The sequence below is a fragment of the Novosphingobium sp. genome, from assembly GCF_040398825.1.
In the GTDB taxonomy this organism is placed as follows: Bacteria; Pseudomonadota; Alphaproteobacteria; order Sphingomonadales; family Sphingomonadaceae; genus Novosphingobium.
Genome location: NZ_JBBATI010000003.1, coordinates 79,734 through 94,209, shown reverse-complemented (window position 1 = coordinate 94,209; position 14,476 = coordinate 79,734). Strand labels below are relative to the sequence as shown.

The 14,476-nt window shown below is 64.5% G+C and carries 11 protein-coding genes; 8 read left to right on the top strand and 3 right to left on the bottom strand.

Features of this window, described 5'->3' with window-relative positions; all coding sequences use genetic code 11:
• Nucleotides 1-82 precede the first annotated feature (82 nt).
• Nucleotides 83-1,438 (top strand): cryptochrome/photolyase family protein, encoded by a 1,356-nt coding sequence (locus ABWP89_RS02790; protein ID WP_353227041.1) that lies wholly within the window; start codon nucleotides 83-85, stop codon nucleotides 1,436-1,438.
• A 7-nt stretch (nucleotides 1,439-1,445) separates the two neighbouring features.
• Here ABWP89_RS02790 and ABWP89_RS02785 read toward each other — a convergent pair whose 3' ends face one another.
• The 3 genes from ABWP89_RS02785 to purF all read right to left on the bottom strand — a co-directional run bounded on the left by ABWP89_RS02785 (nucleotide 1,446) and on the right by purF (nucleotide 4,179).
• Complete coding sequence (locus tag ABWP89_RS02785; protein WP_353227039.1) at nucleotides 1,446-1,826, bottom strand: PilZ domain-containing protein; 381 nt, start codon at nucleotides 1,824-1,826, stop codon at nucleotides 1,446-1,448.
• Between the two features lie 149 nt (nucleotides 1,827-1,975).
• The gene (locus tag ABWP89_RS02780; RefSeq protein ID WP_353227038.1) at nucleotides 1,976-2,719 is read right to left on the bottom strand and encodes an SDR family NAD(P)-dependent oxidoreductase; all 744 of its coding nucleotides are present in this window, start codon (nucleotides 2,717-2,719) and stop codon (nucleotides 1,976-1,978) included.
• Complete coding sequence (gene purF, locus ABWP89_RS02775) at nucleotides 2,719-4,179, bottom strand: amidophosphoribosyltransferase (RefSeq protein ID WP_353227037.1); 1,461 nt, start codon at nucleotides 4,177-4,179, stop codon at nucleotides 2,719-2,721. The genes ABWP89_RS02780 and purF overlap by 1 nt, the downstream gene beginning before the upstream one ends.
• 334 nt (nucleotides 4,180-4,513) lie before the next feature.
• Here purF and ABWP89_RS02770 point away from each other — a divergent pair, with 334 nt between their 5' ends.
• The 7 genes from ABWP89_RS02770 to ABWP89_RS02740 all read left to right on the top strand — a co-directional run bounded on the left by ABWP89_RS02770 (nucleotide 4,514) and on the right by ABWP89_RS02740 (nucleotide 14,422).
• Entirely contained in the window at nucleotides 4,514-5,986 is a 1,473-nt protein-coding gene (locus tag ABWP89_RS02770) for a GGDEF domain-containing protein (protein WP_353227036.1), read from the top strand.
• 84 nt (nucleotides 5,987-6,070) lie between these two features.
• A complete protein-coding gene (locus ABWP89_RS02765) occupies nucleotides 6,071-7,312 on the top strand; it encodes a lipoprotein-releasing ABC transporter permease subunit (protein WP_353227193.1) in 1,242 nt (413 codons plus the stop codon).
• Complete coding sequence (locus ABWP89_RS02760) at nucleotides 7,305-7,988, top strand: ABC transporter ATP-binding protein (RefSeq protein WP_353227034.1); 684 nt, start codon at nucleotides 7,305-7,307, stop codon at nucleotides 7,986-7,988. The genes ABWP89_RS02765 and ABWP89_RS02760 overlap by 8 nt, the downstream gene beginning before the upstream one ends.
• 187 nt (nucleotides 7,989-8,175) lie before the next feature.
• Nucleotides 8,176-8,664, top strand: coding sequence for a glutathione peroxidase (locus tag ABWP89_RS02755; protein ID WP_353227032.1), 489 nt, complete (start codon nucleotides 8,176-8,178; stop codon nucleotides 8,662-8,664).
• Nucleotides 8,665-8,750: 86 nt separating this feature from the next.
• Complete coding sequence (gene dnaE, locus ABWP89_RS02750; protein ID WP_353227031.1) at nucleotides 8,751-12,338, top strand: DNA polymerase III subunit alpha; 3,588 nt, start codon at nucleotides 8,751-8,753, stop codon at nucleotides 12,336-12,338.
• A gap of 48 nt (nucleotides 12,339-12,386) precedes the next feature.
• Complete coding sequence (locus ABWP89_RS02745; RefSeq protein ID WP_353227030.1) at nucleotides 12,387-14,003, top strand: long-chain fatty acid--CoA ligase; 1,617 nt, start codon at nucleotides 12,387-12,389, stop codon at nucleotides 14,001-14,003.
• A complete protein-coding gene (locus ABWP89_RS02740; protein ID WP_353227029.1) occupies nucleotides 14,003-14,422 on the top strand; it encodes a DUF1330 domain-containing protein in 420 nt (139 codons plus the stop codon). The genes ABWP89_RS02745 and ABWP89_RS02740 overlap by 1 nt, the downstream gene beginning before the upstream one ends.
• Nucleotides 14,423-14,476: the final 54 nt, after the last annotated feature.

The window sequence follows — 14,476 nt, the reverse complement described above, 5'->3', positions numbered from 1 at the left end:
AACGCCGGTGGCACAGTCGCCGGGTGATCTTCTGCCCGAAAAGGCAGGTCGTTCGCACACCGCTACCCGCCAATAGGGCGCCATGAACACACCCGTCATCGTCTGGCTGCGCCAGGATCTGCGCCTGACCGATCAGGCCGCCTTTGTCGCCGCCGCTGCGCAAGGGCTGGTCATCCCGGTCTATGTGCTGGATGATGAAACCCCGCGACATCGGCGCATGGGCGGCGCGGCGCGCTGGTGGCTGCATCACAGCCTGGCCAGCCTTGATGCCGATCTGCGCGCAGCCGGGTCGCAGCTGGTGCTGCGCCGTGGCAAGTGTGAGGAACAACTGGCCGCAGTCGCGCGCGAAACCGGTGCAAATTGCGTGCACGCACTGGCGCACAGCGAACCGTGGTGGCGCAATGCCGAGCGTGCGGTCGGGCGCGTGCTCGATCTGGCGCTCCACCATGGCCAATACCTGCTGCCGCCGGGGACATTGCGCACCGGGGCAGGGGCACCCTATCGTATCTACACCCCGTTCTGGCGCGCGCTGGTGCAGCATATGCCGCCTGCGCTGCCGCACGACGCGCCATCACGCCTTTATCCGCCAGCGGTCTGGCCGGACAGCGACCGGCTGGATGATTGGCACTTGCTGCCACGCGCGCCCGACTGGGCAGGCGGATTCAGCGTCTGGTCACCGGGTGAAGCCGGTGCGAAGGCGCGGCTGGACGCGTTTGCCGATAACGCGGCGCGCTATAACGAACGGCGCAACCTGCCCTCGGTCGAAGGCACCTCACGCCTGTCGCCGCACCTGCATTTTGGCGAGATTTCGGTGGCGACGGTGTGGCGCGCCATGGCCGGCGCCGGTGGCTCGGTCGATACCTTTCTGGGCGAGCTTGGCTGGCGCGATTTTGCCGCCAATGTGCTGTACCAGTTTCCCGATTACGCCGGGACCAATGCCCGCGCTGCCTATGACCGGCTGGCGTGGCGCGATGCGCCGGATGATTTGCAGGCCTGGCAGCGCGGGCGCACCGGCTATCCGATTGTCGATGCCGGCATGCGCGAACTGTGGGCGACCGGCTGGATGCACAACCGCGTGCGGATGATCGCCGCCAGTTTTCTGGTAAAACACCTGTTGATCGACTGGCGCGCGGGCGAACGCTGGTTCTGGGATACGCTGGTCGATGCCGACCTTGGCGCCAACGCGGTCAATTGGCAGTGGACCGCCGGCACCGGGGTCGATGCCAATATGTTTGTGCGGATCATGGCGCCACTGACGCAATCGCCAAAATTTGATGCGGCGGGATATATCCGCCGCTGGGTGCCCGAACTGGCGCATCTGTCGGACAGTGACATTCACGATCCGCCGGTGCGGCCACGGGCCTATCCGGCGCCGATCATCGGCCACGTGGAGGCACGCGCGCGCGCGCTGGCAGCGCATGCGCAGCTGAAAGACTGACCCCCGGTCAGGCCGACGCTTCGCCAGTTCCCGGTGCATTGCCGGCGTGGCTGTGTTGGGCCACCAGCGCGTCGAACTGTTCAGTATGAAGCATGCTGGCAAAGGCCGCGCCAAACAGCCCGGCGTCCCACCAGATCACTTCGGCCTGGATTGGCGCAAAGCCGGCCACAGTCAGCCAGCACAGGCTGTGGGCATCGATGCGGGTGGCCGATGTCGCGGTAAACCCGGCCACCGACATATCGCGCACGATCGTCTGGAACGTGCGCACCCCGGCGGGGCGCACCGTGGCGGCGATGTGCACGCGCATGCGCGGCGCGCTGCGATCCTCTTGCGAGGCGTGTTCGTAACTGCCCGGTCCAAACCGGGAATCGTTCCAGGTGGTCGTCATGGCCCTGCTTGTTTCCGAATGTGCGCTGGCGCTTAACACCGTGCGAATGCGGTCATCAGGGTTTTTGGCACATTGCCGTTAATCCACCGTCAGGCGAACTGGTTAACGGCTTGGACGAAGCTGCACTGGCGCGCCCGGTTATACGTCAATCAGGGTGCTTCAACCCGCTCGCGATGCGGGCTGGCAAAATCCTCGCTCGCCAGCGCGGCAATGCGCGCGGCCACCACTTGCGGCGGTTTTACGCTGGCTGGATCTTCGCCCGGATAGGCCTTTGCACGCATCGCCGTGCGGGTGGCGCCGGGGTCGACAATCGCCACGCGGATCGGCGAAAGCCTGCGCACTTCCTGCGCATAGCAATCGAGCAGGTTGTCAAACGCCGCCTTGCTGGCGCCATAGGCACCCCAATAGGCGCGGGGGGAGGCGCCGACGCTGCTGGTGACGCCGATCACCCGTGCGCCCGGGCTTTTGCGCAGCGCGAGGTGAAAACTGGCCAGTAGCGCCTGTGTCGCTGCGACATTCAGCAGCAGCCCGCGGTTAAGATCGATCGGTTCGATCTGCCATACCGGGGTCAGCACCGGCAGCACCGCGGCGTTGATCACCAGCACATCCAGCGCGGGCCAGCGCCCGGTGATTGCGGTGGCCAGCCGGGTGATTGCATCGGGTTCGGCCAGATCGCACGGCGCGATCGTGGCGGTGCCGCCCGCGTCAAAGATTGCCTGTTCCACGCTTTCCAGATCGCGCGCGGTGCGCGCAACCAGGACGACATGCGCGCCGGCGGCGGCCAGCGCCTGTGCGGTCGCGGCACCAATGCCCCGGCTGGCGCCGGTTACCAGCGCCACTTTGCCGGCCAGCGCGCGGTCGTCCGTGGCTGCAGATGAAACTTTGGAAGTCATCAGGCCACCTTTGAAATGCCGCGCTCCGCGGCTTCGCGTTCGCCCAGGTCGGTCAGCCGGGTGGGGTATTCGCCGCTGAAACAGGCATCGCAATATTGCGGGCGGGCGGCGTTGCGCTGTGCTTCGCCCACCGCGCGATACAGGCCGTCGATCGATACGAAGGCCAGGCTGTCAGCCTGAATAAACTTGGCCATTTCCGCAACATCCATGCGCGCGGCGAGCAGTTTTGACCGTTCGGGCGTATCCACCCCGTAAAAGCATGAATGTTCGGTGGGCGGGCTGGCGACCCGGAAATGCACTTCGCTGGCACCGGCTTCGCGCATCATTTCGACGATTTTCAGCGAAGTTGTTCCGCGCACGATCGAATCGTCGATCAGGATGATGCGTTTGCCCGCCACCAGCGCGCGGTTGGCGTTGTGTTTGCGTTTGACATCGGCGTTGCGCTTGCCATCCGATGGCTGGATGAACGTGCGCCCGACATAGTGCGACCGGATGATGCCCAGTTCAAACGGGATGCCCGATTGCTGCGCATAGCCCAGCGCGGCGGGCACGCCGCTGTCGGGGACCGGGATTACCAGATCGGCATCGACGCTGGCCTCGATCGCCAGCTGTTCGCCGATCGCCTTGCGCACCTGATAGACCGATTGCCCGCCGATCAGCGAATCCGGGCGGCTGAAATAGACATGTTCGAAAATGCACATCCGCGACCGCGCGGGCGCAAACGGGCGGTGGCTGGTGATCGTGCCGTCGGGCGCAACCGCAACCAGTTCGCCGGCATCGATTTCGCGCACGAATTCGGCGCCAACCACATCCAGCGCGACCGTTTCGCTGGCAAAAATAACCGCGCCATCCAGCTGCCCCATCACCAGCGGCCGAATGCCGAGCGGGTCGCGGCAGGCGATCATCCCTTCGGGGGTGGTACAAATCAGCGAATAGGCACCTTCGACCAGCCGCAGCGCATCGGTAAACCGGTCCAGCAGCGTGGGATAGCGGCTGGTGGCAACCAGGTGAATGATCACCTCGGTGTCAGAGGTTGACTGGAAAATCGCGCCTTTGGTCACCAGATCGCGGCGCAGGGTCATCGCGTTGGAAATGTTGCCGTTGTGCGCGATGGCAAAGCCGCCCGCGGCCAGATCGGCATAAAGCGGCTGCACATTGCGCAGGCCCGCACCGCCGGTGGTGGAATAGCGCACGTGGCCGACCGCCATGGTGCCGGGCAATTCGGCAATCGCCTCACCCGATGAAAAGTTCTGTGCGACGTGGCCCAGCCCGCGCCGGGTGTAGAATTCGGACCCGTCAAAGCTGGTGATGCCGACGGCTTCCTGCCCGCGATGCTGCAGCGCATGCAGGCCCAGCGCGGTCATTGCCGCTGCATCACGCGTGCCCAGAACGCCAAAAATGCCGCATTCTTCGCGCAGTTTGTCGCCATCTGCGTCATACAGGGGATTGGTCAGGTTCATGAAGATCTCTGGTCCACATCTCGGGTCCATCAGGACCGGCCCACTGGTGTTGGCCACACAGGCTGAAGCCATCGCGCCGCGGCACTCCGCCTCGGCAAGGTGGCCCGGCCATCTGCGCGCCATGTGGCCTCGTTTGCGCCGGAACACAAGAGGCTGTGACCATTTGATGACGCCGTCGGCGGTGTGCGCGGCAGGCCGCAGTGAGGCGGCCTTGCCAATGGTGTGTCGCAGTCCAACGCGGCTGCGTCACGATTTTTACCCTGATTTTAAGCCGAAATTCACCAATATGGCGTGTAGTAGGACCATGGTGAAAATACCGATCCCGGCGCGCGTCATGGCCATTGGCCTGCTCTATCTGGGCGGGATGATGTTTTCGTGCGTGCTGGGCCGGCTGGATGGCGGGGTGGCGATGATTTGGGTGCCGGGCGCGCTGCTGGCGGCGGTGCTGTCGGTTTGCGATCGCGCGGTGTGGTTGCCGGCACTGGCCGTCTGTGGCCTGGCCAATGTGCTGGGTTCGGCCTGGTTCGGGCTGGGCTGGCTAACCGGCGCAGCGCTCGCCCCGGTCAATCTGGGCGAAGCGGTGGCGGTGGCACTGCTCAGCCGCTATTCTTGGCGCGCGCATTGGCCGGGCGCCAGCTTTGAAATGGTGTCGACCTTCCTGCTTGGCACGATTCTGGTGATCCCCGGCGTCGGCGCGCTGGTGGCCGCGGCGCTGGTGCACGGCCTGACCGGGCAGGGCTTTGTCTCCACGTTTCAGCACTGGATGCTCGGCCATGCGGCGGGTCTGGTCGCGGTGCTTCCGTTTGCGCTGATGTGCGCGCGGCGGATCACACTGCGGGCGGGGCCGGGCAGCGTTCGGCGCCGCGCCAGCGATCCTGCGCCGGCGGCCATCCCCGCGACGCGCGGATCGCGGCTGCTGTCGCTGTTGATGGTGTTGACCATGGCGCTGCTGGTGCTGTGCGTGTTTGTCCAGGATAGCCGCTGGCCGCTGGCGGCTCCGGTGCTGTTCGCGCTGTTTGTCGCGGTGTGGGCCGATGCGCTGCTCGCCACGGCGATGCCGATGCTGGTGGCGCTGATTGCCGCACCGCTGACTGCCGCCGGGTGGGGGCCGATCGCCCCGGGGGTGGTGCTGGCGGGTGATCGGCTGCAACTGGGGTTGATCTACGCCGTGCTGGTGGCGTGCTGTTGCCTGCCGGTGGTGGCGGAACAGGCACGCCGGCGGCACGAAATCAACCGGCTGAGCCGCAGCGCCGCGCATTTTCAGGCGATGAGCCAGAATGCCGATACGCTTATCGATGAATTGCGCCGCGCGGCGCTGACCGACCCGCTGACCGGGCTGCCCAACCGACGGGCGTTTTTCGAAGCGCTGGCCGCCCAGGCGCAATCGGGCGAGCGCGCCTGTGTGGCGATGATCGACATCGACCATTTCAAACAGGTCAACGACCGTTTTGGCCATGCCACCGGCGATGCCGTGCTGCGCGAATTTGCCGACATTGCAAAGGCGTGCTTTCGCGCGTCCGACATGGTCGGGCGAATCGGGGGTGAAGAATTCGCGGTCATCCTGCGTGGGGTCAGCGTCGAACAGGCGTGCCTGGTGTGTCAGCGGCTGGTCGACCGGGTGGCTGGCGCCGACATCGCTACCGCAATGGGTCCGGTGCGGGTGACCATCAGCAGCGGGGTCGCCAGCATCGACGGCCAGGGCGACAGCGCCGATGCGAGCCATGGCGAGGCCGCGTTGGCCGCCGCTGACCGGGCGCTCTATGCCGCCAAAGGCAGCGGGCGTTCACGCCTCGCATCGGCAGCGTAACCGCGCAATCGGCGCCATTGCCACCAGTGTGCATACACCCTAGATGCGGATGAGGGGCCGGATCTGGCGAAAGTGACGCAAGCATTGTTTCTGACATCGTTTGAATGGACCATTGTCCGCCGCTATATCCTGCCCGGACGCAGCGAGGCCTTTATCGCGCTGGTTGCCGGCATCAGTCTGGTTGCGGTCATGCTCGGCGTTGCCGCGCTGGTGATCGTGATGAGCGTGATGAACGGGTTCCGCGCCGAACTGATGGACAAGATCGTCGGGCTGAATGGCCATGCAGTGATCCAGGCCTATGGCGGGCGGCTGGACAACTGGCAGGGCCTGATCCGCGATCTGCAGGCAACCCCGGGCGTCACGCGCGCCACGCCGCTGATCGAACAGCCGCTGCTGGCCACCTTTAACGGGCGGGTGGAGGCGATCATTGCGCGCGGCAACACCCAGGCCGACATCGCGCATATGGCCGAAAAAAAGGTCGCCGGGTCGTTCAAGGATCTGCAGCCCGGGGCAAACCAGGTCGCGATTGGATCGCGGCTGGCCGAAAACCTGGGGGTGCAGGTGGGCGATACGATCACCATCATCAACCCGGCCGGGCGCACCACGCCGTTTGGCACCGTGCCGCGCGAAATCGGCTATCGCGTGGCCGCGGTGTTTGAAATCGGGGTGTATGACTATGATAATACATTCGTGGTCATGCCGATTGCCGATGCGCAGACACTGTTGCTGACCGGCGATGCTATCGGCATGATCGAAATCATGACCCGCGATCCCGACAGCGTTGGGCAGACGTTGGCGCCGGTAAAGGCAAGGCTGGCCGGGCGGGCGCAACTGACCGACTGGAAAACGCTGAACGCCAGCCTGTTTCAGGCGCTGGCGGTGGAACGCGTGGCCATGTTCGTGGTGCTGTCGATCATCGTGCTGGTGGCGGTGTTCAACATCCTGTCATCGCTGATCATGCTGGTGCGGGCCAAGACCCGCGACATCGCCATCCTGCGCACGATGGGTGCGACGCGTGGCAGCATGGTACGCATATTCGTCACGATCGGATCATTGATCGGCGTGGTCGGCACCGGGGCCGGGTTGGGCATCGGGCTGGTGTTCCTGCATTTCCGCCAGCCGGTGGTGCATGGCATTGAATGGCTGACCGGGCAAAACCTGTGGGACCCGTCAATCCGCTTTCTGACCGACCTGCCATCGCGGGTCGATCCGGTCGAAGTGGTGGGCATTTGCGGGATGTCGTTCCTGCTGAGCTTCCTGGCCACGCTCTACCCGGCGATCAAGGCGGCGAGCACCGACCCGGTACAGGTGCTGCGCTATGAATGACGCGATCGTGCCGGTGGTCCGGCTGACCAATCTGCGCCGCACGTTTTACCAGGCGGGTGAAGCAATCGAGGTGCTGCGCGGCATCCATCTCGATATCAATCCTGGGGAAATCGTCGCGCTGCTCGGGCCATCGGGATCGGGCAAATCGACCATGCTGCAAGCCATCGGCCTGCTGGAAGGCGGATTTGAGGGCAGGATCGAGATTGCCGGGATCGATGCCTCGGCCCTGTCGGGCGATGCGCGCACGGCGCTGCGCCGCACCCATCTGGGGTTTGTCTATCAGTTCCATCACCTGTTGCCCGATTTCACCGCGACCGAAAACGTCATGCTGGCCGGGCTGGTGGCCGGGCACCGCAAACGTGATGCGACCGACCGTGCCCGCGACCTTTTGACCACGCTGGGGCTGGGGCATCGGCTGGATCACCGGCCCAGCCAGTTGTCGGGTGGGGAACAGCAACGCGTGGCGGTGGCGCGCGCTTTGGCCAACCGCCCGGCGCTGGTGCTGGCGGACGAACCCACCGGCAATCTGGACGAGGCTACGGCCGAACGCGTGTTCGATGAACTGGTGCAACTGGTGCGCGGGCAGGGCAGCGCCGCGCTGATCGCCACGCACAACGAACGCCTGGCCTTTCGCATGGACCGCGTGCTGCGCCTGCATGAAGGCGTGCTGGAATAGGGTGTGCTGGAATAGGGTTGCGCTTCGGCGTGATTGCCGCCACTTTCCCGCATCAAAGCCCTTCCCCTCAGGGGAAGGGTTGGGAAGGGGTGTCCGAGGCCGATGCGTCAACGCGTCGTTGCAGCGAGGGACACCCCCACCCAACCCTCCCCCTGAGGGGGAGGGCTTAACATTCAGGGGACACACCATGGCCGCACCGCACACGATCGCCGATTTCACTGCCAAACTGCCCAACGGCGAAGATATCTCGCTGGCAGACAAGCAAGGCAAAGTGCTGCTGGTGGTCAACACCGCATCGAAATGCGGCTTCACCCCGCAATACGACGGGCTGGAGGCGCTGTGGCGCGAATATGGCGACCGCGGTTTTGAAGTGCTGGCATTCCCCTGCAACCAGTTCGGCGGGCAGGAACCGGGCAGCGCCGAAGAAATCGACACGTTTTGCAAGGTCAACTTCGGCCTCAGTTTTCCCTTGTTCGCCAAGATCGACGTCAACGGTGACGCCGCCACGCCGCTGTACCAGTGGCTAAAGGCCGAGGCACCTGGCATCGTCGGCACCAAGGGCATCAAGTGGAACTTCACCAAGTTCCTGATCGGCCGCGACGGCAAAGTAGTGCGCCGCTATGCCCCCACCGACAAGCCGGCGAGCATCGCCAAGGATATCGCCGCGCTGTTGTAACGCCCGGCCGGGTAATGCCGATTTGCCTGTGGCTAACCTTGCCCGCCGGCTCCCCATGCGGGCACAGGTAACCTATATCGCTGACCATGCCCCACGCCCCGTTCGTTCCGCTCCGTGTGTTTTCGTCCTATACCATGCTCGACGGCGCGGTGGACCCCAAGGCGATTGCCAAGACCGCGTCGGAACGCGGGTTTCCGGCGATTGCCATCACCGACCGCAATGGCCTGTATGGGTCGGTCGCGTTTGCCAAGGCGTGCAAGGATCTGGGCGTGCAGCCGGTGATCGGCACCATGCTGGCGATCGCACGCCCCGAACGCGGCGGCGCCGCCACGCCGGGGCAACAGGCACCGACGATCGACTGGATCGCGCTCTATGCGCAGGATTCGACCGGATATGACAACCTTTGCCATCTGGTCAGCCGGTCGCATCTCGATCGGCCGCTGGAATTGCCCGCGCATGTGCAGATCGACGATCTGGCCGGGCACAGCGATGGGCTGATCTGTCTGAGCGGCGGCGGGGAAGGGGCGCTCACCCGGTTGCTGGCCGATGGCCAGGCCGATGCGGCGCAAGGCTATGCCGATGCGCTGGCCGCGTATTTCCCCGGGCGGTTCTATGTCGAGCTGTGCCGGCGCGGTGATGCGGCGGAGGAACGCGCCGAAGACGCGGTGATCGATCTGGCCTATGCGCGCGATTGGCCGCTGGTGGCGACCAACCCGGCACGCTTTGCCGAACGCACGTTTTACCCCGCGCACGATGCGATGCTGTGCATCGCCAGTTCCACCCATGTCGACAGTGCCGACCGTCCGCGATCATCGCAGGAATGGTGGATCAAGCCCGCCGCGGTGATGGCCGAACTGTTTGCCGATCTGCCCGAAGCACTGGCCAACACGCTGGTGGTGGCGCAGCGTTGCGCGGTTACCCCGCCGCGCCGCAAACCGATCCTGCCCAGCCTGGCCGGCGATCAGGCGGGTGAGGCGACGATGTGCGGCACCGACAGCCGGCTGGGGCTGGTGCGGCGGATGGAGCCCTATTATCCGCCCGAAACGCACGACGAACTGGCCCGCGTGCTGACGCTGGGGCCGGATGTCGAAGCGGTGGCCGGCGATTATCCCGCGCTGGAGGCGGCCGGGATCTGGGACGAAGTCACCGAATACCGCGCGCGGCTGGAATTCGAGGTCGGCATCATCAACCGCATGGGGTTTGGCGGCTATTTTCTGATCGTCGCCGATTTCATCAAATGGGCAAAGGATCAGGGCATTCCGGTCGGGCCGGGGCGCGGGTCCGGCGCCGGATCGCTGGTGGCCTGGGCGCTGACGATTACCGATCTTGATCCGATCCGGCTGGGCCTGCTGTTCGAACGCTTTTTGAACCCCGAACGCGTGTCGATGCCCGACTTCGACATCGATTTCTGCGAAACCCGGCGCGGCGAAGTGATCCGCTATGTCCAGGCCAAATATGGCGACGACCATGTCGCGCAGATTATCACGTTCGGCAAATTGAAGGCGCGCGCGGTGCTGCGCGACACCGGCCGCATCCTGCAGATGAGCTATGGCCAGGTTGACCGGCTGTGCAAGATGATCCCCAACCATCCGACCGACCCGTGGCCGCTGCCACGCGCGCTCAATGGCGTGCTGGAACTGAAGCGCGAATATGACCGCGACCCCGAAGTGCGGCGGCTGATCGATCTGGCGATGCAGCTTGAAGGGTTGCCGCGCAACAGTTCCACCCATGCCGCCGGCGTGGTGATCGGCGATCGCCCGCTGGCGCAGCTGGTACCGCTGTACCGCGATCCGCGATCGGATATGCCGGTCACGCAGTTCGACATGAAGCATGTCGAGGATGCCGGCCTGGTCAAATTCGACTTTCTGGGCCTGAAAACACTGTCGGTACTGCGCAAGGCGACCGACCTGCTGGAACAGCGCGGGATTGTCATCGATCTGTCGGCGCTGGCATGGGACGATGCGCAGGTATACCGCCTGCTGCAATCGGGGGACACGGTTGGCGTGTTCCAGCTGGAATCCGAAGGCATGCGGCGCACGCTGGCGGCGGTCAAACCCACCGCGTTTGGCGACATCATCGCGCTCGTTTCGCTCTATCGACCGGGTCCGATGGACAATATCCCGCTGTTTGGCCGGCGTAAGAACGGGCTGGAATCGATCGAATACCCGCATGCCAAACTGGCCGGCATCCTGTCGGAAACCTATGGCATTTTCGTCTATCAGGAACAGGTGATGCAGGCCGCGCAGATCCTGGCCGGCTATTCGCTGGGCGATGCCGATCTGTTGCGCCGCGCGATGGGCAAGAAAAACCAGCAGGAGATGGACCAGCAACGCGCACGGTTCATCGCCGGCTGTGCCGAACATTCGGCCATCGATGGGCTCAAGGCGGGTGAACTGTTCGATTTGATCGACAAGTTTGCCGGGTACGGTTTCAACAAGAGCCACGCCGCCGCTTATGCCCTGCTGGCCTATCAGACCGCCTGGCTGAAAACGCACTATCCGCATGAATTCTATGCCGCATCGATGTGTTTCGACATGCACCAGTCGGAAAAGCTGAACGTGTTCGTCGATGACATGCGGCGCAATGGCGTCGCGCTGGCCGGGCCCGACATCAACCATTCGCACGGCGAATTTTCGGTCGAACGCACGGCTGAATCCTATGCCGTGCGCTATGCGCTGGCAGGCCTGCGCAATGTCGGTGAAAAGGCGATGGACGCGATCGTTGCGGAACGGGAGGCCAATGGACCGTTCCAGTCGCTGGAGGACCTGTTCCGCCGTATTCCCGCCGGATCGATGAACCGCCGCCAGCTGGAGGCGCTGGCCGCCGGTGGTGCGCTCGATGCGCTGGAACCCAACCGCGCCGCGCTGATCGCCAATGCCGAATTGCTGATGGCGGTGGCGGATGAGGCGGCGCGCGCGCGCACATCGGGGCAGGGCGGGCTGTTTGGCGATGATACCCACGCCGACCAGTCGATCCGCCTGACCGAAACCAAACCGATGACCCGCACCGAACAGATGGCGGCGGAACGCGAAAATTTCGGATTCTATTTCGCCGCGCACCCGGTGGAGGAATATCGCACGATCGCCAGCGCCAATGGCGCGCGCACCTATTCAGGATTGATGATGGCGGGTGGAGCCGCGCAAGGGCGCACCGCAGCGGTGATGGCAGCGATGGTCGAAGGCGTGCAAAAGCGCAAGACCAAGCGCGGCAAGGATTTTGTCATGGCCGATTTTTCCGATGCCAGCGGGCTGTTTTCGGCATCGTGTTTCGAAGAGGCGCTGGTCGACCAGTTTGTGCAATGGGCACGCGAAGGCACCTGTGTGTTGCTCAATGTCGAACTCGACCGGCCCAGCGCAGAGGAGGCCCCGCGCGTAACCGTGCGCAGCGCGCGGCCGCTGGCATCGGTCACCAGCGCGGCGCGGATGATGCTGCAATGCGAAGTCAGCCGCCCTGAAGCGATCGGTGAACTGGCGCTGCTGCTGCCGCGCGCCGCCGATGCGCGCGGTGAAGTGCGGGTGCATCTGCGCACCGGGGGGGCGCGTGAGCCGTGGGCGATCCTGGGCAGTGATTTCCGGCTGGACAGCGACCTGATCGAACGGTTGCTTCCGATCGACGGACTTGCCAATGTGGCGCTGACGGCTCGGCCGGACCGGCACTTGCGGCTGGTTGAATAGGCGGCGTCAGCATGACGCGACAACGATAAGACAAGCGGGAGAGTTTGAATGCTGGGCGGGATGCAGGACTGGAAACTGCGGGTGACGGCCCTGATCGATCATGCCGGGCGCGAACATGCCACGCGTGAAATCGTTTCGCGCTGGGCCGATGGCACCACCACGCGCACCAATTGGGCCAATGTGCGCCACGATGCGCTGCGCATGACGCAGGCGCTGCGCGCGCTGGGGATTGCGCCGGGTGATCGCATCGCCACGCTGGCGATGAACCACCACCACCACCTGATCAGCTGGTACGGTGCGGTCGGGGTGGGCGGCATCCTGCACACGGTCAACCCGCGCCTGTTCGACGATCAGCTGGATTACATCGTCAACCATGCCGAAGACCGCGTGCTGCTGTTTGACAAACAATGGGCGCCGATTGTCGAACGCATGAAGCCGCGCTGGCCCACCATCGCGCATTACATCTGCTTTGACAGCGCCGATGCCGGTCTGTCCTGGCCGGTGCCGCATTTCGCCGACTGGATCGGCGCGTATGATGGCAATACGCAATGGGCCGATGGCGATGAACGCGATCCGTGCATGCTGTGCTATACCAGCGGCACTACCGGCAATCCCAAGGGCGTGCTGTACGAACACCGGTCGACCGTGTTGCACGCGATGTGCGGGCTGACCGTGCCGGTGTTTTCGCTGGATACGCGCACGGTAATCATGCCGATCGTGCCGATGTTTCATGCCGCCAGCTGGGGCATCCCGTGGTCGGGCGCCGCAGCGGGGGCCAAATTCGTCTATTCCGCGGTCAACGATCCCGCCGTGCTGTGTGATTTGTTTGAGGAAGAAAAGGTTACTGCCGCGGCCGGGGTACCGACGGTCTGGCTGGGCATGCTGCAACATCTGGAAAAGGCCGGCAAACCGATCCCGCCCAGCCTGACCCAGGTGGTTTGCGGCGGTTCGGCAATGCCGCGATCGATGGTCGAACGCTTTATGTCGGCCGGCATTCGTGTTGCGCATGCCTGGGGCATGACCGAAACATCGCCGATCGGATCGACCGGAGCCGAAACCGCCGATTGGGACGACCTGACCTTTGACCAGCAGGTCACGGTCAAGGCGATGCAGGGCCGCCCGCCGTTCGGGGTGGAATTGCGCTGTGTCGATCTGGGTGATCCAGCGGTGGTGCTGCCGCGCGATGGCGTGACGTCCGGCGCGCTGCAGGTGCGCGGGCCGTGGGTGGTGAAACGCTATTTCAAGGCGGAAAGCGACGCAATCGACGCCGAAGGCTGGTTCGATACCGGCGATGTGGCGGTGATCCACCCCGATGGCACGCTGCAATTGACCGACCGGACCAAGGACGTGATTAAATCGGGCGGCGAATGGATCAGCTCGGTCGAACTGGAAAATGCCGCGGTCGGACACCCCGGTGTGGCAGAGGCGGCGGCGATCGGCGTCTATCACCCCAAATGGGATGAACGCCCGCTGCTGGTCGTGGTCAAAAAGCCCGACAACGATGTCGATGAAGGCGCGCTGCGGCACTATCTGGGCCAGCATGTCGCCAAGTGGTGGGTGCCCGACGAGATCGCGTTTGTCGATGAACTGCCGCACACCGGTACTGGCAAGATCAGCAAAAAGGACCTGCGCGACCGCTTTCGCGGCTACAGCTGGAGGGCGTGATGACCGATGAACTGGCATATGTAGACCCGACCCGCGACAATTTTGACCGGTTCAAGGCGCTGCCGCGCGATACGCCGATCCACATGCTCAACCTGATCCGGTTCAAACCGCTGGCGACCTATCCCGATGGCCATGCTTTGGCCGGGGCGGGCCTGACCGGTGAAGCGGCCTATCGCGAATACATGCGCACGATTCAGCCCGTGCTGGAACGCGCCGGCGGAAAAATCGCGTGGGCCGGCGGGTTTGACTGCGTGGTGACCGGCCCGGCGGAATGGCCGTGGGACGAAACCTTTGTGATGTCCTATCCCGATGCCGCAGCGTTCATGGGCATGGTCAAGGACCCCGATTACGCCCCGGTGGTGGTGCACCGGCAGGCCGCTGTGGCTGACAGCCGGCTGGTGCGGTTTTCGCCGGCGTAGCGCATAGACTCCCAACGCGATAAAGCCCCGCCCCTCAGGGGAGGGGTTGGGGAG